The organism is Pseudomonas kielensis (genome assembly GCF_014236655.1).
Classification (GTDB): Bacteria; Pseudomonadota; Gammaproteobacteria; order Pseudomonadales; family Pseudomonadaceae; genus Aquipseudomonas; species Aquipseudomonas kielensis.
Genome location: NZ_JACMYG010000017.1, coordinates 87,628 through 110,309 on the forward strand (window position 1 = coordinate 87,628; position 22,682 = coordinate 110,309).

The 22,682-nt window shown below is 63.6% G+C and carries 20 protein-coding genes; 11 read left to right on the forward strand and 9 right to left on the reverse strand.

Annotation, left to right across the window (positions count from 1 at the left end; all coding sequences use genetic code 11):
- The first annotated feature begins 10 nt into the window (after positions 1-10).
- The 4 genes from H7995_RS16995 (at position 11) to codA (ending at position 4,312) form a co-directional block, all read left to right on the forward strand.
- Positions 11-1,090 carry a patatin-like phospholipase domain-containing protein gene (locus H7995_RS16995; protein ID WP_185818643.1) on the forward strand — a complete coding sequence of 360 codons (1,080 nt, stop codon included), beginning with the start codon at positions 11-13 and terminating at the stop codon, positions 1,088-1,090.
- Positions 1,091-1,185: 95 nt separating this feature from the next.
- Positions 1,186-1,542, forward strand: coding sequence for a 6-carboxytetrahydropterin synthase QueD (queD, locus tag H7995_RS17000; protein ID WP_007955941.1), 357 nt, complete (start codon positions 1,186-1,188; stop codon positions 1,540-1,542).
- A 237-nt stretch (positions 1,543-1,779) separates the two neighbouring features.
- Positions 1,780-3,051, forward strand: a complete 1,272-nt coding sequence (gene codB / locus H7995_RS17005; RefSeq protein ID WP_185818644.1) for a cytosine permease — start codon at positions 1,780-1,782, stop codon at positions 3,049-3,051.
- A gap of 13 nt (positions 3,052-3,064) precedes the next feature.
- A complete protein-coding gene (gene codA / locus H7995_RS17010) occupies positions 3,065-4,312 on the forward strand; it encodes a cytosine deaminase (protein WP_166590799.1) in 1,248 nt (415 codons plus the stop codon).
- 112 nt (positions 4,313-4,424) lie between these two features.
- On the opposite strand, the gene H7995_RS17015 is transcribed toward codA, so the two are convergent.
- Positions 4,425-5,417 (reverse strand): diaminopimelate epimerase, encoded by a 993-nt coding sequence (locus tag H7995_RS17015; protein ID WP_182344007.1) that lies wholly within the window; start codon positions 5,415-5,417, stop codon positions 4,425-4,427.
- A 159-nt stretch (positions 5,418-5,576) separates the two neighbouring features.
- Here H7995_RS17015 and H7995_RS17020 point away from each other — a divergent pair, with 159 nt between their 5' ends.
- Positions 5,577-6,728 (forward strand): MFS transporter, encoded by a 1,152-nt coding sequence (locus H7995_RS17020; protein ID WP_185818645.1) that lies wholly within the window; start codon positions 5,577-5,579, stop codon positions 6,726-6,728.
- Between the two features lie 24 nt (positions 6,729-6,752).
- On the opposite strand, the gene H7995_RS17025 is transcribed toward H7995_RS17020, so the two are convergent.
- The 4 genes from H7995_RS17025 to H7995_RS17040 all read right to left on the reverse strand — a co-directional run bounded on the left by H7995_RS17025 (position 6,753) and on the right by H7995_RS17040 (position 11,317).
- Complete coding sequence (locus tag H7995_RS17025) at positions 6,753-9,167, reverse strand: TonB-dependent siderophore receptor (RefSeq protein ID WP_166590823.1); 2,415 nt, start codon at positions 9,165-9,167, stop codon at positions 6,753-6,755.
- Between the two features lie 133 nt (positions 9,168-9,300).
- Positions 9,301-10,275, reverse strand: a complete 975-nt coding sequence (locus tag H7995_RS17030; protein ID WP_166590802.1) for a FecR family protein — start codon at positions 10,273-10,275, stop codon at positions 9,301-9,303.
- 40 nt (positions 10,276-10,315) lie between these two features.
- Positions 10,316-10,816, reverse strand: coding sequence for a sigma-70 family RNA polymerase sigma factor (locus tag H7995_RS17035; protein WP_185818646.1), 501 nt, complete (start codon positions 10,814-10,816; stop codon positions 10,316-10,318).
- 114 nt (positions 10,817-10,930) lie between these two features.
- Entirely contained in the window at positions 10,931-11,317 is a 387-nt protein-coding gene (locus H7995_RS17040) for a type 1 fimbrial protein (RefSeq protein ID WP_166590804.1), read from the reverse strand.
- Positions 11,318-11,506: 189 nt separating this feature from the next.
- Here H7995_RS17040 and H7995_RS17045 point away from each other — a divergent pair, with 189 nt between their 5' ends.
- The 4 genes from H7995_RS17045 (at position 11,507) to H7995_RS17060 (ending at position 16,003) form a co-directional block, all read left to right on the forward strand.
- Entirely contained in the window at positions 11,507-12,022 is a 516-nt protein-coding gene (locus H7995_RS17045) for a sigma-70 family RNA polymerase sigma factor (protein ID WP_166590805.1), read from the forward strand.
- Positions 11,992-13,005 (forward strand): DUF4880 domain-containing protein, encoded by a 1,014-nt coding sequence (locus H7995_RS17050; protein WP_342345334.1) that lies wholly within the window; start codon positions 11,992-11,994, stop codon positions 13,003-13,005. Before H7995_RS17045 ends, H7995_RS17050 begins: the two co-directional genes overlap by 31 nt.
- A gap of 169 nt (positions 13,006-13,174) precedes the next feature.
- Positions 13,175-15,526: a TonB-dependent siderophore receptor gene (locus H7995_RS17055; protein ID WP_244647750.1), complete on the forward strand. Its 2,352-nt coding sequence runs from the start codon at positions 13,175-13,177 to the stop codon at positions 15,524-15,526.
- Between the two features lie 87 nt (positions 15,527-15,613).
- A complete protein-coding gene (locus tag H7995_RS17060) occupies positions 15,614-16,003 on the forward strand; it encodes a VOC family protein (RefSeq protein WP_166590807.1) in 390 nt (129 codons plus the stop codon).
- 22 nt (positions 16,004-16,025) lie between these two features.
- Here the strand turns inward: H7995_RS17060 and H7995_RS17065 are convergent, their stop codons facing one another.
- The 3 genes from H7995_RS17065 to H7995_RS17075 all read right to left on the reverse strand — a co-directional run bounded on the left by H7995_RS17065 (position 16,026) and on the right by H7995_RS17075 (position 19,285).
- A complete protein-coding gene (locus H7995_RS17065) occupies positions 16,026-17,468 on the reverse strand; it encodes a mechanosensitive ion channel domain-containing protein (protein WP_185818648.1) in 1,443 nt (480 codons plus the stop codon).
- Positions 17,469-17,642: 174 nt separating this feature from the next.
- Positions 17,643-18,269, reverse strand: coding sequence for an isochorismate family cysteine hydrolase YcaC (gene ycaC, locus H7995_RS17070; RefSeq protein ID WP_166590809.1), 627 nt, complete (start codon positions 18,267-18,269; stop codon positions 17,643-17,645).
- Positions 18,270-18,418: 149 nt separating this feature from the next.
- On the reverse strand, positions 18,419-19,285 hold the full coding sequence (locus H7995_RS17075; protein WP_182343993.1) for a pirin family protein: 867 nt from the start codon (positions 19,283-19,285) through the stop codon (positions 18,419-18,421).
- A gap of 104 nt (positions 19,286-19,389) precedes the next feature.
- Between H7995_RS17075 and H7995_RS17080 the strand changes: the two genes are divergently transcribed.
- Positions 19,390-20,298: a LysR family transcriptional regulator gene (locus H7995_RS17080; RefSeq protein ID WP_166590825.1), complete on the forward strand. Its 909-nt coding sequence runs from the start codon at positions 19,390-19,392 to the stop codon at positions 20,296-20,298.
- 138 nt (positions 20,299-20,436) lie between these two features.
- Positions 20,437-21,240, forward strand: coding sequence for a 2,5-didehydrogluconate reductase DkgB (dkgB, locus tag H7995_RS17085; protein ID WP_166590811.1), 804 nt, complete (start codon positions 20,437-20,439; stop codon positions 21,238-21,240).
- Between the two features lie 10 nt (positions 21,241-21,250).
- Here the strand turns inward: dkgB and H7995_RS17090 are convergent.
- Positions 21,251-22,682, reverse strand: a 1,432-nt coding sequence (locus tag H7995_RS17090; RefSeq protein ID WP_185818649.1) for an ATP-binding protein, incomplete at its 5' end; no start/stop codon positions are given.

The following is a 22,682-nucleotide window of genomic DNA, read 5'->3' on the forward strand; positions in this document are numbered from 1 at the left end:
CGAGAGCTGCATGAGCGCTATCCACATCAAATTCCCGGCCCTGACCCTCAAGGCCGGACCGCGGGCTTTCACGCGGATTCGTCAACAGGGCCTGAACGCGATGCAGGTGGGCACGCTGCCCGGTGCCGCCGGCGGCCCGAAAGCCCTGGGTATCCAGGGCCTGGACCTGGCGCTGTTCGGTGAGTGGCTGCCGACCGCACCCCGTGAGCGCTCGCTGATTGGCGCTTCGGTGGGTTCCTGGCGCTTCGCCAGTGCTTGCTTGCCGGACGCCGCCGAAGGCATCCGGCGCCTGGGCCAGCTCTACACCGAACAGCACTTCAGCAAGGGCGTGAGCATGGCGCAGATCAGCCAGAGCTCGCGGCGCATGCTCGATGAACTGCTCGACGGCCGCGATGCGCGGATCCTCGACAACCCCCATTACCGCTTGAACATCATGGTGGTCAAAAGCCACGGCCTGCTGGCGGATGATCACCGCGGCCGCCTGGGCCTGGGGCTGTCGTCGGTGATCGCCGACAACCTGCGGGGACGCGCGCGCTTGTCGCGGCATTTCGAACGGCTGATCATCCACGACCCGCGCCTGGCGCCTCCGCTCAATGCCCTGCATGACTTCCCCTCGCGCTATGTCGCGCTGAATGCCGGCAACCTGCGCCAGGCCTTGCTCGCGTCGGGCTCGATCCCGATGGTCATGGAAGGCGTGCGCGATCTGCCAGGGGCCGGGCCCGGTACCTTCCGCGACGGTGGCCTGCTGGACTATCACCTCGACCTGCCCTACAGCGGCGACGACATCGTGCTCTACCCGCACTTCACCGACCGGGTGATCCCCGGCTGGTTCGACAAGACCCTGCCCTGGCGTCGCGCCTGCCCCCAACGCCTGCAGGATGTGCTGTTGCTGGCGCCGTCCAAGGACTACCTGGCCCGCCTGCCCTACGGCAAACTCCCGGACCGCAACGACTTCAAGCGTTTCATGGACGATGCAGCAGGCCGCCAGAAGTACTGGCGCACCACCATGCAGGAAAGCCAGCGCCTGGGCGACGAGTTCCTCGAACTGGCCACCAACGGCCGCCTGGGCGAGCACTTGCTGACCCTTTAGTCAGTGTTTTCCCGCAAGCGTTATTTCAAGCTGTTAAACTCGCCCCCTGCCCCCATCGCCGCGGGCGATAGCCACCTGACAGAGCTCAAACCACTGTGGAAATTTTCAAAGAATTCACCTTCGAGTCCGCCCACCGCCTGCCCCACGTTCCGGACGGCCACAAGTGTGGGCGCCTGCACGGCCACTCGTTCAAAGTGGCGATTCACCTGAGCGGTGACCTCGACCCGCACACGGGCTGGATCCGTGACTTCTCGGAAATCAAGGCGATCTTCAAGCCACTGTACGAGCGCCTGGACCATAACTACCTGAACGACATCCCAGGCCTGGAAAACCCGACCAGTGAAGTGCTGGCCAAGTTCATCTGGAATGAACTCAAGCCGCTGCTGCCGGAACTCAGTGCAATCCGCATCCACGAGACCTGCACCAGCGGTTGCATCTACCGCGGCGAATAAGCCAGGCCGTCAAAAAAACCACCGTCCCCCCGGTGGTTTTTTTGTGCCTGTGCCTTGGGGGTTCTCATGACCTTGCAGACTCGCCCCCACTTGGGTCTCGTGTTTCCTCAGACGCACTGCTTTCGTGCCCGCCTTGGGCCAAATACCCGCGCTCGACTATAAGTAACAGGGCCAATCGCTGCTTTGGCACGCGCACTGCTACATCCCCGTGTCCTCCTCTCCCGCAAGGAACGCCACATGACGCAGAACGATCCGGGCAATGACTACCCCTTGAGTGAAGTGCCGATGCATGCCCGCAAGGGCCTGATGTCGACAGCCATGGTGCTGCTGGGCTTCACCTTTTTTACCGCGACCATGTTTGCCGGGGGCAAGCTCGGGGTGGCGTTCAGTTTTAGCGAGATGCTCGCGGTGATTGCCCTCGGCAACCTGCTGCTGGGCATGTATGCCGCGGGCCTGGGTTACATCGCCTTCAAGAGCGGCCTCAATTCGGTGCTGATGGGGCGTTTCTGCTTTGGTGAGCTGGGCAGCAAACTCAGCGACCTGATCCTCGGTTTCACCCAGATTGGCTGGTATGCCTGGGGCACGGCCACGGCTGCCGTGGTGCTGGGCAAATACTTGCAGTTGAGCGACGACACGGTGCTGGGGCTGATGGTGCTGTTCGGCCTGATGTTCTGCGCCACGGCCTATGTCGGCTATCGCGGCCTGGAAATCCTCTCCTACATCGCGGTGCCGGCCATGATGCTGTTGTTGATGCTGTCGATGTGGGTCGCCACGCTCAAGATCGGTGGCCTCGACGCGCTGCTGGCAGTGGTGCCAAGCACCCACCTGGACTGGTCGACCGCCATCACCCTGGTGTTCGGCACCTTCGTCAGCGGCGCGACCCAGGCCACCAACTGGACCCGCTTCTCGCGCTCCGCCAAGGTCGCGGTGCTGGCGAGCCTGATCGGGTTTTTCCTTGGCAACGGCCTGATGGTCCTGATCGGCGCCTACGGGGCCATCGTCTATCAGCAGCCGGACGTGGTCGAGGTCCTGCTGTTGCAAGGGTTCGCCATGGCCGCGATGGCCATGCTGTTGCTCAACATCTGGAGCACCCAGGACAACACCATCTACAACTTCGCCGTCGCCGGCTGCAACCTGCTGCGCACCCGGCGTCGCAAAACCGTGACCCTGGCCGGCGCCGTGATCGGCACCCTGCTGGCGCTGCTGGGCATGTACGACATGCTGGTGCCTTACCTGATCCTGTTGGGCACGGTGATTCCGCCGATTGGCGGGGTGATCATGGCGGACTTCTTCTACCGTTATCGTGGTCACTATCCGCGCCTGGCCGATACCCGGCTGCCAGCCTTCAACTGGGCCGGACTCGCCGCCTATGGGGTGGGCACCGTCGCCGCGTTCGGCTCGCCGTGGGTCGCGCCGCTGGTCGGCATAGGCGCTGCCGCGCTAACGTATGTGGCATTGACCTGCGTCCTGGGGACCCGTACCTCCAGCGCAGCACTACCCGATCTATAAAGGGATTCGCCTGATGCACATCATCAACGCCCGCCTGCGCAACCGTGAAGGTTTGCACGAACTGCACCTGGAAAACGGCATTATTTCCGGGATCGCCCGCCAGACCGAAGCGCCGACCCTGGGCCCCGAAGACCTCGACGCGGGTGGCAACCTGGTGGTGCCGCCCTTCGTCGAGCCGCACATTCACCTCGACGCCACGCTGACCGCCGGTGAGCCGCGCTGGAACATGAGCGGCACGCTGTTCGAAGGCATCGAATGCTGGGGCGAGCGCAAGGCGACCATTACCCAGGAAGACACCAAGACCCGGGCGAAAAAGACCATCGACGCCCTCGCCGCCCATGGTATCCAGCATGTGCGCACCCACGTCGATGTCACCGACCCGCAACTGACCGCGCTCAAGGCCATGCTCGAAGTGCGCGAAGAGAGTCGGCACCTGATCGACCTGCAGATCGTCGCCTTTCCCCAGGAGGGCATCGAGTCCTACCGCAACGGCCGCGAGCTCATGGAGGAAGCGATTCGCCTGGGGGCCGACGTGGTGGGCGGGATCCCGCACTTTGAATACACCCGCGACCAGGGCGTCAGTTCGGTGAAGTTCCTGATGGACCTGGCCGAGCGCACCGGCTGCCTGGTGGACGTGCATTGCGACGAAACCGACGACCCGCACTCGCGCTTTCTTGAAGTGCTGGCCGAAGAAGCCCGCAGCCGCGACATGGGGGCGCGGGTGACCGCCAGCCACACCACGGCCATGGGTTCGTACGACAACGCTTACTGCGCCAAGTTATTTCGCCTGCTGGGGCACTCGGGGATCAGTTTTGTCTCCTGCCCGACCGAGAGCATTCACTTGCAAGGGCGCTTCGACAATTTCCCGAAACGCCGGGGCGTGACCCGGGTCAACGAATTGCTCGAAGCCGGCATGAACGTGTGTTTTGGCCAGGACTCGATCGTCGACCCCTGGTACCCGCTGGGCAACGGCAACATCCTGCGGGTCCTGGAAGCCGGCCTGCACATCTGCCACATGCTCGGCTACCGCAACCTGCAAAGCTCGCTGGACCTGGTGACGGACAACAGCGCCAAGGCCATGGCCCTGGGTGACCGCTACGGGCTGGAACCGGGACGGCCGGCCAACCTGCTGATCCTCTCGGCCGACAGCGACTACGAAGTGATCCGCAGCCAGGGCCTGCCGTTGTACTCGATCCGCGGTGGCAAGGTGTTGATGAAACGGCAGATGCCGGTGATCGAGATGTTTGGCTCGGCTTTGTAGGGGGTATTGAGCAGGCTCGCACAGGGGGCTACGCATCGCGCAAATCTGCGTCGCGGTTGTCGAGACTGGGTTTGTGGGCATAGCCGTTGCTGCGGTGATGGTGGATGTGAATTCAACGCATCAAGCGCGCCGTCCCGAACAAGCTGACCCGGCTCAACTCACCGCCCTGCTCTTCGAGCAACACCGGGGCCGTGCCGCCGGGCATCACCACCGCCACCGTGCCTGCGCTCACCCAGCCGACACTCCACGCCGCACAGGCCACCGCGCTGGCACTGGTGCCCGAGGACGCGGTCGGGCCTTCGCCGCGCTCGAACACCCGGGCGCTGAGGCGATTGGCCGATTCGCGCATTGCCCATTGCAGATTGACCCCGGCGGCACACGGCTGGCCCCCGCCGCTGGGCGGGGCAAAAGCGATGCGGGTCAGGTCGTCAGCCAGGCCGGGAGCGGCCATCTGCGGGTTGCTCGGCAGCTCGTGCGCCTGGGCCACCAGCGTCACGCAATGGGGGTTGCCGATGCGCACGAATTGACTGTGTGACCACTGCCGATTGACCCGGGCCAGTTGCGGCACATGGCTCAGCGGTCGTTGATTGAGCTGCGCCGCTGACACCCCCTGAGCCGTCACCGCTGGCGGGCCGAACGCAGGCTTGCCCAGGTCCAGCCAGAACCCTTGCACACCCTCGACCTCGGCCGCCTGCACCGAGGTGTGCACGGGCGACCGGGCGTTGCCCTGGTCATGATGGACCTTGAGCAAACAGCCGCCCTCGGCCGGCATCAAGCCCTGCTCGGTCAGTGCCTGGGCGAAGATGGTCAAGCCGTTGCCGCTGCGCTCGGCCAGGGTTCCGTCGGTGTTGACGATCAACAGGTCAAACGGCGCGGTCTGCTGAAACGGGCCGACCAGCAAACCATCGCTGCGATGTGCCTTGGCCCCAGCGGGTCGCGTGCCCGGCGCCCAACTGCAGCAGGCCTGGATCGCCCGTGTTGTCCAGGCCATTGCTTGTTGCGCCGCCTCGGCGGCGGCGTCGGGCAGGTCGATCCCCAGTTCGCGCAATTGCACGGGGCTGACCACGGCATAGATATTCCCGCGTGCATCAAACAACGACGTCATGAACAGGTCCTGGGTTGAGTCTGGAATGATTGCCTACTGTAGGCGATTTCCTCGGATCAACGAACCGCCTGGTGACGAACCCCGAGGTCGTCTGACGGTCGTTGATGTGCAAGGATGTGCCCCTGTTTGCCGCTTCCATTGAAAGACCAAGGATGTTCCATGACCGCCATCACATCACCCGCCCAGGTAGTCCCTGGGCGCCTCGAGCAGATGTCGACCCGCATCGCGTTCTTCATCGCCGGTTTTGGCATTGCCGCGTGGGCGCCGCTGGTGCCCTACGCCAAGGCACGGGCCGGGCTGGATGAAGGGACCCTCGGCTTGCTGCTGTTGAGCCTGGGGGTGGGCTCGATCCTGGCGATGCCGCTGGCCGGCGTGCTGGCGACGCGCTTCGGCTGTCGGCGGGTGCTGAGCGGCGGCACGCTGCTGATCTGCCTGGCGCTGCCGTTGCTGGCCACGGTGTCCACGGTGCCCTTGCTGATCGCCGCGCTGTTCCTGTTCGGTGCCGGCCTGGGCACGGTGGACTCGACGACCAACCTGCAGGCGGTGATTGTCGAGCGCGCCAGCGGCAAGACCATGATGTCGGGGTTTCATGGCATGTTCAGCCTCGGCGGGATTGTCGGCGCGGGCGGGGTCAGCGCCCTGCTGGGCCTGGGGATTTCCCCGCTGGGGGCGATGGCCGTGGTGATCGTCATGCTGCTGGCTGCGCTGTTCAAGGCCGCGCCCCACCTGCTGACCTACGGCAGCGAAAGCACCGGGCCGGCGTTCGCGGTGCCCCACGGGATCGTGCTGTTCATCGGCGGCATGTGCTTCATCGTGTTCCTCGCCGAAGGCGCGGCACTGGACTGGAGCGCGGTGTTCCTGGCCCAGGAGCGCGGGATCGACACGGCCTATGCGGGATTGGGGTATGCGGCGTTCGCCCTGACCATGACCATCGGACGCCTGACCGGCGACCGGATTGTCCGCCGGCTGGGCGCTACCCGGGTCATCGTGTTCGGTGGTTTGACCGCCGCTACGGGCTTGTTCCTGGCGACCTTCGCCCCGAGCTGGGAAGCGGCCCTGGTGGGCTATGCCCTGCTGGGCGTGGGCTGCTCGAACATCGTGCCGGTGCTGTACACCGCGGTGGGCAAACAGACGGTGATGCCCGAAAGCATCGCCGTCCCGGCCATCACCACCCTGGGTTATGCCGGCATTCTCGCCGGGCCGGCAGTGATCGGATTTGTCGCCCACGCCAGCAGCCTGAGTTTCGCCTTCGGCTTGATGGCGGTGTTGCTGGTGGCGGTGGCCATTGGCGGGAAAGTGTTAAAGGTGTGATCGCCTTGCAAGCACTGCGCGCGGTCAGAAACCGACGCTGGCCTGGACGAAAAAGGTCCGTGGCGCACCGACGTACATGCCCGCATTGTTGTCGCTGGAGCGGGTGAAGTACTGCTTGTCGAAGAGGTTTTTCACCCCGGCGCCAAGCTTCAGGTTCGACAGTTGCGCGCCAAAGTCATAGCCGCCACGCACGTTCCAGGTCACGTAACCCGGAATGTCGCCGTACTGTCCGTCGGCAGTGCCTTCGGTGATGTAGTCGCCACTGAAACTGCCATCGGCATTCACCGCAGTGCCCGGTGAGTGCTGCTTGGACTGGGCGAACGCGTCGACGTTGTAGGTCCAGCGGTTGACGTCGTAACGCAAGCCGACGGTGGCCACCTGCCGGGAATAAAACGGCAGGTCACGGCCCTTGAAGCCCGGGATCTCGCCTTCATACACGGCACGGGTGTAGGTAACGCCGGCATTGGCGGTCAGGCCATCGAGCCGAGGGTCGAGCGCGGCCATGTCGTAGTGCACCGAAGCTTCAATGCCCTGGTGGGTGGTGGCGCCGAGGTTGGTCCAGCCGGCATCGTTGCTGATGTATTGCAGTTCTTCATCGAAGTCGATGTAGAACAGCGTCACTTCACCGCCCCACACATCATCGTTGTAGCGCGTACCGATTTCGTAGGTCTTGGCCTTTTCCGGATTCAGGCCGCTGGCGGTCTCGTCACCCGAACCGCCCTGGCCGAGCTGGAAATACTGCAGGGCGCCGAACGAAGTTTCGTAGTTGGCGAACAGCTTCCAGGCATCGGACAGGTGATACATCACGCTCAAGGCCGGCAGCGGTTCATGGCTGTCGATGCTGCGGCGTTTCTCCTGCACCGGCTTGCCCGACGTATCGAGCACCGGGCGGTCGTGCCACTCGGTGCGGATGTCTTCAAAACGAATGCCCGGGGTCACGGTCCAGTTGCCGACATCGATTTTGTTGTCGACGTAGACAGCGTTGGCTTCGGTGCCGCCGGTGCGGTCCTGGTACACGTGGCCGTCGGCGGTCGGGGTCTGCACCGGCTGGTTGTTCACCAGCGCCAGGCGGCTGGCCTGTTCGTGCATGCCCTCCTTGAGGTAGCGATAACCCACGCTGACTTCCTGGGACGTCGGGCCGACATCGAACACATGGGACACCCGTGGCTCGATGCCGAAGGTGTAGTAGGTGCGCGGGTAGGCGCTCAGGGTCTTCTGGTCACGGGCGGCGATGGTGCTGCCGCGAAAACTGTCGGAGTAGTAGGTCAGCACTTCGGCCTGGGTGCGGTCGTCGATCATCCGCACCCACTTGAAGGACACGTCCTTGCGTCGACCGCTGAAGCTGTCGTAGTCCCGCACCGACTGGTAGGGATTTTCGTCGTACTGCTGCTGGGTCAGCCCGCCGGGCATGTCGGCCTTGGCGTCGTAGTAGTGGAAGTTCAGCGAGAAATCGTCGACATCGGTGGGCGCCCAGTGCGTCTTGAGGATCACGTCGTCAATGTCGTTGCCGTTGTTGCTCGCCCGGTAGCCGTTGCCGTTGACCCCGGAGTACAACAGCGCCACGCCCATGCCATTGTCCGCGGTGCCGCCGAGAAACGCCGTGTCGATGTGCTTCCAGCCACCGCGCTGGGAGGTCTCCAGGGTGCTGCCGATTTCCCCGGTGGCTTTCTCCGGGATAGCCCGGGTAACGAAGTTGATCACCCCGCCGACGTTCTGTGGGCCATAACGAACCGAACCGGCGCCTCGCACCACGTCGATGCTGTCGAGGTTGCCGGAGGAAATCGGCGCCATCGACAGCTGCGGCTGGCCGTAGGGGGCGAAGGCAGCCGGGACACCATCGATCAACACCGTGGAGCGCGGTGACAGGCGCGAGGTCAGGCCTCGCACGCCGACGTTCAGGGAGATGTCACTGCCGCCCGTGCCGTTGGCGTCCTGGACCTGCACCCCGGGTACGCGCTTGAGCACGTCGCCGACGGTCATCGCGCCCTGCTCGACCATGGCTTCGCGACGGATCACCGTGCGCGCACCGGGGTGGTTCTGCACCACGGCTGCATTGGCGTCAGCCAGCCAGTCGCCGACCACGGTGATGGCGGTCACCCCCAGTTCCAGCGGGCCCGATCCAGACGCCGACGTGGCGGCCGGGCTCAAAGTGACCGAGCCCTGGTCAATCGAATACTCCAGGCCGCTGCCCTGCAACAACTGGCCCAAGGCTTGCTCCGGCGACAGGTTGCCGTCCACCGCCGGCGCCTGCTTGCCGGCCACCAGTTGCGGATCGAAAAAAACCTGCAGGGAGGTTTGCTGGCCCAGTTGGCTCAGGGCCGCCCCCAGGGGTTGTGCTTGAATGTGAATATTGCCGCCAGCCGCCTCGGCAGACGCCAGCGGTATGCCCGCGTTGACGGCCAGTGCCAGCACCAGGGGCAGCCAACGGGAAGAAAGCATGGCGGGATTGTTGTTTTTCGGGCGGGAGTTTTTCACGTCGAACCTTGTCCTGTTGATCGCAAATAGATGCGGCCGTTAATGCAAACCAGTTGCAGTTGGACAAGAAGACGAAGAACTCGAAAAAAACCTGAATCTATCGCGCAATTATTTCCTGGCTGCCGTCTTCGCGGGTACGGATCGCCACCGGCAGGATGCTCGGCAAGGCCTTGAGCAAGGCCTCGGTGTCGTCGGACTTGAACACGCTGGTCAGACGCAGATTGCCCACCGCTGCGCTGCCCACGGTCAACGGCCGCTCCCGATAACGCGAGACCTCGGCCGCCACTTCACTGAGGCTGGCATCGTTGAACACCAGCTTGCCGCTGCGCCAGGCGGTCAGCGCCTGGGCATCGACCGCCTGGGCCCGGGCAACCCGCCCCTGAGCGTCAATCCGGGTCGCCAGCCCTGCCGTGAGGCTGACCCACTCACTGTCGCGCCCCTGCACCTTGACCCTGCCCTGCTCCACCACGACCCGCGTTTGCTGAGCGTCGCGGCGTACATCAAAGCGAGTGCCGGTCACCGTCACCTTGCCCACGCCCGCCACCACCACGAACGGCCGATGGCTGTCGTGCGCGACGTTGAACATCGCTTCGCCCTGGGTCAGCTCGATGCCCCGGTGGTCGCCCTGGAAATTCACCCGGACCTGACTGCGACTGTTGAGCTCGATCAGCGAGCCGTCCGGCAAGTTCACCTGGCGGCGCTCGCCCAACACGGTGGAAAACTGCGCCTGGTAGCTGGGCGAGCCAGCCAGGCCATTGAACAGGCCGACACCCACCGCCACCGCCAGCACACTGGCCGCCACCGCATACTGCAGCAGAGGCCGGCGCTTGATCCGCGTGGACGGGGTGGCGCACAGGGCTTGCAGGCGCGCCTTGGGCACCAGCTCGGTGGCACTCCACAGGCCTTGCAGCAGTTGATACTCATCGCGGTGCTGAGGGTGTTGCGCCAGCCAGGCGCTAAACCGTTGCTGGTCGCCAGGGTTCAGCGGTGCGTCCTGCACACGGGTAAACCACAGCGCCGCCTCGTCGCGAACCGTGGCCTGTCCGCACGCGCAATCACGGTTATCCATCATGGAAGGTCCTGTCGGGCGGTGGCTTGGAATGGCGGGTGATTCATGGCGCAGCCCCGTCTAGGCGCTCACGTAGATGCCGCAGGGTGCGGATCATATACTTTTCCACCATGTTTTTAGACAGTCCCAGGCGTTCGGCGATTTCCGCCTGGGTCAGCCCTTCGAGCTTCTGCCAGATGAACACCGTGCGACAGTTGACGGGCAACTCGGACAGCGCCCGCTCGATGCAGTCAGCCAGTTGGATCGCGTGCATGTAGTGCTCCGGGTCATCGCTCGACGATCCACAAAGATCCAGCGCCTCGGACTCCATGACCCCCCGACGGTCCTCACGCCGGTAACCATCCACCGCGATATTGCGCGCCGTCTGGTGCAAATAGGCCCGTGGTTGCTGCACCTGGCTCGAGTCGGATTCCAGCACCCGCACGAAGGTGTCGTGGGCCAGGTCCTCGGCTGACGCCCGGTTGCGTAACCGGCGTGTCCAGGTACCGACCAACTCTTCGTAGTGCTCGAAAAATCCGGGTCTGCGGGGCAGCTTGGGGGTCATTGCGGTGCGCTGTGTTGGCGAGGGCGTGAATAGTAATGCTTCCTATTAATGCCGGCAATGCAGCGCCTGGCCACCCGTCCTCTCAACCCTCGCCTGCGTTCGCTGTGCCCGTTCTCACGGCATGATCAGGGTGATCAGGTAATTGCCCGAGCGGACCGGCTTGCCCGTTTCGTCCAGCAACTGATACTGCCGATCGAAATACCGACTGTCCCGGCCCGTCTCGGCCAGCAACTTGACCTTGACCTTGACCGTCGAAGCGTCGAGGGCCGTGACCTGGCTGACCGGAACCAGGCGATGCGCCTCGATAGTCGTCCCGCGGCTCTGTGCCGAGCACCCCGTCAGCGCCACGACGGCACCCTCGCCCGCACTCGAGGTGCAGGCGGGTTCGACAATCGCGCCCTGAAAGTGGATAGCGCCCTGGGAGGGCGCGCTGGCCGCCACACACAGGCCATTGAATGCAGCGTACAAACTGATTCCGAGCAACAGTTGCTTGCGGTTCATGATCAACGCTCCTTGGGGGGTCAAGGACTGCATCGGCAAGTCTGGCTGAAATCTTGAGTTTTTAAAGCGACGGCGGTTTTGGGGGATGCCAGAAGGGATATTTCACGGTGCTTGCCAGCCAGGCCAACGGCAAATATGATAATCATTATCATTTGTAACTTTCCCGCCTCTCACGCCGTGCGAATCCCCATGCCCTCGACCTCTCCCGCCAGCCATCACGGACTCGCCACCCTGTACCGCGAGCAGCACTCCTGGCTGCAACGCTGGTTACGCTGTCGGCTCGGCTGCTCCCACAGTGCCGCGGATCTGGCGCAGGACGTGTTCGTGCGCTTGCTGGCCAAGACCGAACTGATCGAGGTCCAGGCCCCACGCAGTTTCCTGGCGACGGTGGCGCAGAGTGTGCTGTCCAACCACTACCGCCGGCAGAAGCTCGAAAAGGCTTACCTGCAAGCCCTGGCCACCCTGCCTGAGGCAGTGATACCTGACCTCGAAACCCAAGCCATTCTCCTGGAGACCCTGCTCGAACTGAATGCCGTGCTGGAACGCCTGGAGATGCCCGTGCGCAAGGCCTTCCTCTGGTCGCAACTGGACGGCTTGAGCCATGGCGAGATTGCCGAGCGCCTGCAGGTGTCGATTGCCACGGTCAAACGCTACATCATCAAGGCCGGTGCCCAGTGCATCCTGCTGGATGGGGGCTGGAGCTGATGGAGTCGCGGGTCGCGTCATCCACCCAAGCGCCGATTCCCCTGCCCGTCGCCGAGCAGGCCATGCACTGGCTGCTGGAGTTGCAGGCCCCCCACGTCAGCGAACAAACCCGCGCACACTGGCTGCAGTGGCGCCAGGCCGACGCCCTGCATGAAATGGCCTGGCAACGGGCCCAGGCGTTTTCTTCGCGCATGAGCAGCCTGCGATCACCGGGCCAGCGCCCACTCGCCAACGCCGCGCTGGCGCCCATGCTGTCGCGGCGCAGCGCCTTGAAAAACCTTGCCCTGTTGCTGGCCGCCGGCGGTACCGCGTGGAGCGCCCGCGACAGCGCGCTGGTACAGGACTGGCGCAGCGACTTCAGCAGTGCGGTCGGTGAGCACCATACCGTTCAACTGGCTGACCAGATACAGGTGCAACTCAACACCGACAGCGCCATCGAAATGCGCTTCGATCCGCAGCAGCGGGTGATACGTCTGTTGCGCGGCGAAATGCTGCTCAACTCGGCCACGGCCCTTCCCTTATGGGTAGAAACCACCGAAGGTCGAGTGCAGATGTTCGGTCAGCAACTGGCCGTGCGCCAACGCCAGGGGTTCACCCAGGCCAGCAGCCAGAGCGGCGGCCTGGGTATTTACCCGCAGGCGCGAGGCAATCCGTCGATCAGCGTGGCCCCCGGGCAAGTGGTCAGCTTCGATCGGCACAGCCTGCTCGCCCAACGCCCCCTGCGTGCGGGCGAGTTGGCCTGGAGCCACGGCATGATCGTCGCCCAGGGCCAGCGCCTGGCCGACTTCCTCGCGGAGCTGGCACGCTACCGGCGAGGCCATCTGGGCTGCGATCCGAGCCTGGGCGACTTACGGGTCTCGGGGACGTTTCCGCTGCACGACACCGACCAGGTGCTGCTCGCCCTGAGTGAAACCTTCAACCTCGACGTGCAGCACCTGACCCGCTACTGGGTCACCCTCAAAGCCAGGCCTAACCTGGCCTGAAGTTTTTTTGCACACGGGTGAGCCGTTTCCGTTTCTGGCGAGACTCGTATCCCCAAAGATCACTTTTATTGGGGAATCACCTATGCAGCACGCGCATCCAACACGCCACGGGCGGCCACACTTGATCAAGCAACAGCTGGCCGCCGCCGTGCTGCAAGGCCTGGCCTGCATGAGCCTCGCCAGCCCGTTACTGCTGGCCGCGAGCGCAGTGCAGGCAACGCAGCAGCAACTGGACTTTGCCATTCCCGCAGGTGCCCTGGGCAACGCCCTGGCACAGTTTGGCGAAACCGCGCACTTGCTGCTCAGCTATCCCGCCGAGCTTACCGAGGGCCGCACCACCCAGGGCCTGAACGGTCGCTTCGAGGTCGATAACGGCCTCGCCACCCTGTTGGCCGGCACCGACCTGGAGGCCCTGCGCAGCACTAACGGTGGATACCAGATCGCCCGGCGGCAGCACACCGATGCGTTGCAGCTAGACGTCCTGAGCATTTCCGGCAAGGCGCCCGGCTCGACCACCGAAGGCAGCGGTTCCTACACCACGCTGTCGTCCAGCAGTTCGACACGGCTGAACCTGACCCCCAAGGAGACCCCGCAATCGCTGACCGTGATGACCCGCCAGCGCCTGGATGACCAGCGCCTGACCACCCTCAGCGACACCATGGACGCGACCCCGGGGATCATCGTGCTGCGCGACGGCCTGGGCGCAGAAAGCGACAGTTTCTGGTCCCGGGGTTTCGAGATCCAGAACTTCGAGATCGACGGCGTGCCGACCGTCACGCGCATGGACAACTACGCCCAGAGCATGGCCCAGTACGACCGCGTGGAAGTGGTGCGAGGCGCCACCGGCCTGATCAGTGGCATGGGCAACCCGTCCGCCACCATCAACCTGATCCGCAAGCGCCCGACCGCCGAGGCCCAGGCCAGCGTGACGGGCGAAGCCGGTAACTGGGATCGTTACGGTAGCGGTTTTGACGTGTCCGGCCCGCTGACCGAGAGCGGCAACGTGCGCGGTCGAGTGGTGGCGGACTACAAGACCGGCGGTGCCTGGGTCGACCGCTTCAAGCAGGACTCACAACTGCTGTATGGCATCAGCGAATTCGACCTCACTGAGGAAACCTTGTTGACCCTGGGCTTCAGCTACCTGCGCACCGATGTCGATTCGCCACTGCGCTCCGGCCTGCCGACACGTTTCCCCAATGGCCAGCGCACCGATCTCAGCCGCTCGACCAACGCCTCGCCGGACTGGTCGCACAATGACCACGAGCAGACCAGTTACTTCACCTCCATCGAGCAGCAACTGGGCAACGGCTGGAGCGGCAAGGTCGAGTTCACCCACACCGAGAATAAATTCGACGAGGTCTTCACCTACCTCAACGGTACCCTGCAGACCGATGGCAGCGGCACCAGCCTGTTGCCGGTCAAGTTTGCCGGCACACCGCGCCAGGACAACCTCGACCTTTACCTGACCGGCCCCTTGAGCCTGCTGGGTCGCGAACACGAAATCATCGGTGGCCTGACCCTGTCCAAGTACAACGAGAACGTCCCCAGCTACGGTGGCTGGCGCTATGACTATTCCGGCTCACCGGCGGGCGCCATCGACAACCTGTTCGACTACCACGGCAACAACCCCAAGCCGGACTTCCCGGTCACCGGCAAGTCGTCCATCGACGAGACCCAGTATGCCGCCTACCTCACCGGACGCTTCCACGTCAGCGACGACCTGAGCCTGATCCTCGGCGGGCGCCTGGTGGACTGGAAACGCGACACCGAAGATCGCCCTTATGGCGCGGATGCCAGCGAAACCCAGTCCCGCGAGACCGGGGTGTTCATTCCCTACACCGGGGTGGTCTACGACCTGAACGAGGTCTGGTCGCTGTATGCCAGCTATACCAAAATCTTCAACCCGCAAGCCTCCTGGGTTCGGGATGAAAACAACAAGCCGCTGGACCCGATGGAGGGCACCGGGTATGAAGTCGGGATCAAAGGCAGCCATTACGATGGCCAGTTAAACTCCAGCCTGGCGCTGTTCAAGCTGGAACAGGACAACCTCGCGGTGTGGCAAGCCGAGTACCCCGGCAGCAACGTCTACAAGTCCGAGCAGGACACCACTTCCCAAGGCATGGAGATGCAACTGGACGGGCAAGTGCTCGACGGCTGGCAGGTCGGCGCGGGCTACGCCTACACCGTCACCACCGATGCCGACGACCAGCGTATCAACACCACCCTGCCCCGCCATAGCCTCAAGACCTTCAGCACCTACCGCCTGGGCGGCGACCTCGACAAGCTGACCGTCGGCGGTGGTGTCAATTGGCAGAGCAAGGTCGGCAGCGACCTGCATACCTTCACTCAGGGCAGCTACGCGATCACCAACCTGCTGGCGCGCTACGACATCAGCAAGAACCTCAGTGCCTCGGTCAATCTCAACAACCTCTTCGACCGCGAGTACTACAGCTACGCCGGCTATTACGGCAACTACGGCGCACCGCGCAACCTGATGACCAGCTTCAAGTACAACTTCTGAAGCCGGACGCTGGCCTGCCAGGTCGCAGGCCAGCGTTGTCTCGTGCTAGATTCGCCCGCCAACCGGCACAACAAGGAGTGTCCACCGATGAAGTTCGGCTACCTGATCATCTACGTCCCCGACGTTCGCGCGTCCCTCGAATTCTTCTCCTCGGCCTTCGGCCTGGCCACCCGTTTCCTCCATGAATCGGGCACCTACGGCGAACTGGAAACCGGCGAAACCGCCCTGGCCTTTGCCGCCGATGAGCTGGCCGGGATGAATTTCAGCACGGGCCACGTCTCGGCCCATGCCTCGGCCAAGCCACTGGGCATGGAAGTGGCCCTGGTCACCGACGACGTGGTGGCGGCCCACGCTCGCGCATTGCAGGCTGGCGCCCGGGAAATCGCCGCCCCCACCCACAAACCCTGGGGGCAGACCGTGTCCTACGTGCGCTGCCCGGACGGCACGCTGGTGGAACTCTGCTCGCCGATTGCCTGACATCCCTCTGATTGACCGAGCGCTAGGGCCGACGACGCAACCACTGTAGAAAGCCTTTTTTCGCCAGCACTTTCGGCACTTCCTGGCTCAGGGCCTGGGCGCTGTGCAGGCGATAGTCGAGCAAGGCGTGGATGGCTTCGCTGATGTCATGGCGGGCGTCGAGGCAGGGTTTGAGGTAGGCCTTTTCGATGCGGTACAGGCTGCAGAAGGTCTTGGCCGAGAAGTCCGCCGGCAGCGAAGCATCGGAGAGGATGCCGGCTTCACCGATCACCTCCCCCGGCCCCATGCGCCCGGCTTCCAACGGGCTACCGTCGCGGCTGAGGGTCACCGAGACCACCCCCGACTCGATGATGAACAGGTAATCGCTGACGTCGCCCGCCGCCAGGATCGTCTCGCCGGCACGCAAGGTTACGAGTTGCATGTTCTGGCTGAAGGTGTCTTTTTCGTCCGGGCGCAGGGTGGAGAAAATACTCGAGCTTTCCAGCAGTGCCCGCGGCCGCGAGAAGCCTTCTGGTGCCTGGTTTTCCGCGCTGGACAACAGGCTCACACCCGAGGCCTGCAAGTGCCGGAAGGCCAGGTCGAACAGGGCATTGCGCGCTTCGCGCTTGTGCAGCATGGCGCTGACAAAGGCGCTGATCTCGTATTCCACGCCACTGCTGCTGGCACTTTTCAATGCCACGCTGGGGGCCGGTTTCGCGAGCAATTGCCGGCAACCTTGCATCGCCCGCTCCAGTGCTTCGATCACCGTTTGCGGGCGCGCATGGGGGCTGACCTGCACGCTGACCGCGATGCCGAAAATGTCGCTGGGGCGGCTGAAGTTGATGATTTTGGCCTTGGCCGCCAGCGAGTTGGGAATCACTGCCATGCTGCCCTGGGCGGTCTGCAGGCGGGTGGCACGCCAGTCGATGTCGATGACCCGGCCCTCCATGCCGTCGATGGAGATCCAGTCGTCGAGTTGATAGGGTTTGGTGGTGTTGAGCACGATCCCCGAAAACACGTCACTGAGGGTACTTTGCAACGCCAGGCCGACAATGATCGCCACTGCCCCGGAGGTGGCCAGCACGCCCTTGACCGGCAGGTCGAGGACATAGGCCAGCGCGGCAATCACCGCAATCAGGAAAATCACCGCGCCCAGCAGGTCCTGCAACAACCGCCCGGTATGCCCGACGCGCTGCATCATCAGCGCGCCGATCAGCACCGTCAGGGTTCTCGCAGCGAACAGCCACCAGCCGATCTGCAGGCCGGTCGCCGCCAGGTGCAACGGCACATTGTCCGGCCAGGGCGCAGTCTGCAGCGGGTTCAGGCCTTCGTTGAACAGCACCACGCTGAACAACGCGAAAATCAGTACCCGCACCAGCAGCTTCCAGTAGCTGCTAATGGCGCTGAGCAACCGCCACAACAGCATGTCGAGGAGAATCAGGGCCAAGGCGCAGATCAGCGGGTGATCAGTGAAAAAAGACAGCATCGAACCACTCCAGCCATGCCAATGCCGTGACGATTGCACTGACTGCGACACAGTGTAGGAGCAATTGATGGCAGGCAAAGAAGGGACCACAGAAAAACCTGCAGGAGCACAACTTTGCTCCTGCAGGGGATGAGGGATGGCGTACCGAATCGGCGTACGCCATCCGGGCAAGTATTACTTGCTGTTGGTCAGGGTGTTGTAGCTGGTCATCAGGTTGCGGTAGTCCGGGATGTGGTTGGAGAACAAGGTGCCCAGCCCTTCCACATCGTTGCGCCAGTCGCGGTGCAGCTCGCAGGCCAGGCCGAACCAGGTCATCAATTGGGCGCCCGAGGACGACATGCGGTCCCAGGCCGATTGGCGGGTCAGTTCGTTGAAGGTGCCGGACGCGTCGGTCACCACAAACACTTCAAAACCTTCGGCCAGGGCCGAGAGGGCCGGGAATGCCACGCAGACCTCGGTCACGACACCGGCGATGATCAGTTGCTTCTTGCCGGTGGCCTTGATTGCCTTGACGAAGTCTTCGTTGTCCCAGGCGTTGATCTGGCCAGGCCGGGCAATGTAAGGCGCATCCGGGAACATCGCCTTGAGCTCGGGCACCAGCGGACCGTTGGGGCCGGTTTCAAAACTGGTGGTCAGGATGGTCGGCAATTTGAAGTACTTGGCCAGGTCGGCCAGGGCCAGCACGTTGTTCTTGAAACGGTCGGGGTCGATGTCGCGCACCAGCGACAGCAGGCCTGCCTGGTGATCCACCAACAGAACGGCGGCATTATCCTTGTCCAGACGCTTGTAAGAAGTAGTCATTGCAGTAGTCCTCGCGTGTTATCGATGCCGAGTGAACGTCGGCGTTGGGGGTACCCGGCCGATGCTGGACGTCCAGCACCGGCTGTTCGTTCGCCACCTGTGAGCCCTTACAGCTCAAGGAGCGTAGTCATGATTTGAAGCGGCAGGGGTCAACCCTGCATCTGGCCGAAGCGCCCGGACTGGAAGTCGGCGAACGCCTGGTGAATCTCTTGCTCGCTGTTCATCACAAACGGGCCGTGGCCGACGATGGGTTCGTCAATCGGTTCGCCGCTGAGCAGCAACACCACGGCATCGCCATTGGCTTCCAGGCTCAGTTGATCGCCCTTGCGCTCCAACAGGGCCAACTGCCCTTGACGCACCAGCTCCACGCCGTTGACCTGCACCGTGCCGCGCAATACCACCAGCGCCGTGTTGCGGCCATCGTGCAGGTCGAGGTTGAGCAACTTGTCGCCTTTGAGGCGCAGGTCCCAGACGTCGATCGGGGTGAAGGTACGTGCCGGCCCCCGCTGGCCGGCGAACTCACCGGCGATCAGGCGCAGGCTGCCGGCCTGGTCCGGCAAGGCGATGTTCGGGATGTCGGCGTCGAGCAGCGTCTGGTAGCCGGGGTCGGCCATTTTGTCCTTGGCCGGCAGGTTGACCCACAACTGCACCATTTCCAGGGTGCCGCCGCGCTTGGCGAATGCCTGGGAGTGGAACTCCTCATGGAGAATGCCGGAGGCCGCGGTCATCCATTGCACATCGCCAGGGCCAATCTTGCCGCCGCTGCCGGTGGAGTCACGGTGCTCCACTTCGCCGTCGTAGACGATGGTCACGGTTTCGAAACCGCGGTGCGGGTGCTGGCCAACGCCCCGCCGGGCATTGGTGGGGGTAAATTCAGCAGGACCGGCATGGTCGAGCAGCAGGAACGGGCTGATGTGTTTGCCCAGGTTGTCGTAGGAAAACAGCGTGCGAACCGGGAAACCATCGCCCACCCAGTGCATTTTTGGGCTGGTGTAGATACCGATGATGTTTTTCATGGTGCCTCCGAATGGGCTGAGTCAGAACATGGACAAAGCTTAAATCCGCCACCATTGATGGGATAGACTGCAAAAATCGCTCTTAGCGTTCTATTTGAGGAACGATAGTGGAAGACCTGAACACCCTGTATTACTTCACCGAGGTGGTCGAACACGGCGGATTTGCCGCGGCCGGGCGTGCCCTGGACATGCCGAAATCCAAGCTCAGCCGGCGTATTGCCCAGCTCGAGGAACGCCTGGGCGTGCGCCTGATCCACCGCACCAGCCGGCATTGCTCGCTCACCGAAATCGGCCAGGCCTATTACCAACGCTGCCTGGCAATGCGCGTGGAAGCGGAAAGCGCCGCCGAACTGATCGAGCGCAATCGCTCCGAACCCCAGGGCCTGGTGCGCATCAGCTGCCCGACCGCGCTGCTCAATTCCTGGGTCGGGCCGATGCTGACGCGCTACATGCTCAAGTACCCTCTGGTGGAGTTGTTCATCGAGAGCACCAACCGCCGCGTCGACTTGATCCACGAGGGGTTTGATATCGCCCTGCGGGTACGGTTCCCGCCCCTGGAAAACACCGACCTGGTGATGAAAGTGCTAGGCAACAGCACCCAGGTGCTGGTGGGCAGCCCGGCGTTCGCCCAGCGCTTGTCGACGCCCGCCCTGCCCGCCGACCTGAGCGGCCTGCCCAGCCTGCACTGGGGGGCGGCGCAACGGGAATACCAGTGGGAACTGTTCGGCCCGCAGGGCGCCACGGCGCTGATCCGCCATCATCCACGCCTGGTCACCGACGACTTGATCGCCCTGCGCACCGCCGTGCTGCAAGGCCTGGGAATCGCCCACTTGCCGGCCGTGGTGGTGCGCGACGACCTGGCCGCCGGGCGCCTGATCGAACTGGTGCCGGGCTGGGCGCCCAAGTGCGGGATTGTCCATGCGATCTTCCCGTCACGCCGCGGCTTGCTGCCGTCGGTGCGCACGCTGATCGACTTCCTGGGAGAAGAGTTCAGCCACAGCGATATTGCCTAGGGGCAAGCGTGGAGCTTCCAGCGGCTGGTCCCATTCGTGATTTTCAGTAAACAATGCTTTGCCGGGACAGCGGTTTTTCTAAAGGCAGGGGCACGGGATACTCAGGGTCATTCCCGTCATCACCTCCTGGAGTCACCCATGTCTGTTCCCGCCTTCGGCCTCGGTACGTTTCGCCTGCAGGGCCAGGTGCTCATCGATTCGGTCAGCACGGCCCTGGAGCTGGGTTATAGGGCCATCGACACCGCACAGATCTACGACAACGAAGCCGATGTCGGCGAAGCCATCGCCGCCAGCGGTATCAACCGGCAAGCGTTGTTCATCACCAGCAAGATCTGGATCGCCAACTTCGCCAGGGACAACCTGATCGCCAGCCTCAAGGACAGCCTGCGCAAGCTCAAGACCGATTACCTGGACCTGACCTTGATCCATTGGCCGTCCCCGGAAAACCAGGTACCGGTGGAGGAATTCATGGCGGCCCTGCAACAAGCCCGGGAGCTGGGCCTGACCCGGCAGATCGGGGTTTCCAACTTCACCGTCGAGCTGATGCAGCAAGCCATCGACGCAGTGGGTGCGCAGAACATCGCGACCAACCAGATCGAGCTGCACCCCTATCTGCAGAACCGCAAGGTGGTGGAATTTGCCCAACGCCACGGTATTCAGATCACCTCCTACATGACCCTGGCCTATGGCGAAATCCTCAACGACCCCGTCATCAAGCAGATTGCCCAGCAGCATCAGGCGACGGCCGCGCAAGTGACCCTGGCCTGGGCCATGCAGCTGGGTTACGCAGTGATTCCGTCATCGACCCGGAGGGCCAACCTGCAAAGTAACCTGGGTGCGGTCGGGCTGACCCTCAGTGACGCCGAGATGGCACTGATCGCCGGACTGGAGCGCGGTCAGCGCCTGACCAGCCCCAAGGGCATCGCACCGAACTGGGATTGACCCACGCGGCTCAGCCTTTGAGGTACTGATCCAGCTCTCGCATGGCTGACCCCAGGCCTTGCACCGCCTGCTCCAGGGCCGCACTGTCGGCGGACTCCTGGCAGGCGGCCTCAAGCAACTCGCAACCGTGAATCAGCTGCCGGGCCCTGACCATTTTCGCCCCACCCTTGATGCGGTGAGCCAGCTCAAGCAAGCCCGGCACATGGCCTTCTGCATGCAGCGCCTGCAGCCGTGCCATGTCCTCGGCATTGCTGGCCGCCAGTTGCACCAGCAGATCATCGATCATCGCTGGATCATCCCCACTCATCTGCCGCAGCCCACTAAGGTCGATGGCCGCATCGACCACGGACGCAGGGGGCGGCGGCTCATGGGTGTTCAGTGTGCCCCGCGTAACGGCGGTACTGAGGTCGTGCAGGCCAATGGGCTTGAACAGGCAATCATCCATCCCCGCCTCCAGGCAGCGGATATTCTCCTCGGGCTGGGCATTGGCGGTAAAGCCCAGGATCAGGCAGGAAGACAAGCCCTGGCGGCGTTCTTCGTCGCGGATCGCGACCGCCAACTCATACCCGTTGAGCGCGGGCATGTTGACGTCGCTGATGACCACGTCAAACACCTGCTCGCGCCAGAATTGAAACCCCTCTATTCCGTCTTTGGCCAACTGCACCCGATGCCCCAGATGGCTCAATTGCTGGGCGAGCAACTGGCGATTGGCCGGGTAGTCATCCACCACCAGCACATTCAACGAACGCCCTGGCTTCGTCGTCGGGGGTTCGCTGGCGGGTGGCGACTCGCTCAAGGGGGGCAGTGTTGGCAGATCGAGGGAAATTTCAATCTGGGTCCCGCGGCCCAGCACACTGTTCAGTTGCAGACGTCCTGCCATCATCTCGCACAAGGTGCGGCTGATCACCAGGCCCAGGCCCGAGCCACTGCGCCCATCCTGTGAACCCTGGCCCGCCTGCACAAAGGGGCTGAACAGGCGCTGCTGGTCGGCGTGGCTGATGCCAATCCCGCTGTCCTCGATCACCACCTTGACCGCCACATGCCCGGCCATGGTGCCAGGCACCACCCGCAGCATCAGGCGAATGTGCCCGGTGTGGGTGAACTTGATGGCGTTGCTCAACAGGTTGGACAGGACCTGTTTGAAGCGCATCGGGTCGATCAACACATCGCGCTGGCAGCGCACGTCCAGCTCCACCTGCCACGCCAGTTTTTTCTGCCGCGCCAGGCCTTCGAATACCGCACTCACCGATGTCACCAACAGCGGCAGGCTGGTCCGCTCCGGCACCAGGGCCAAATGCCCGGACTCGATCCGCGAGATGTCGAGGATGTCGCCAATCAGCTCCAGTAGGTGCTGCGCGGCATTGGATGCGACTTCAATCGCGACGCGGTCGGTCACCCCCTGCTCGGCACGTTTGCTCGCCAGCTCCAACATGCCGATCAGC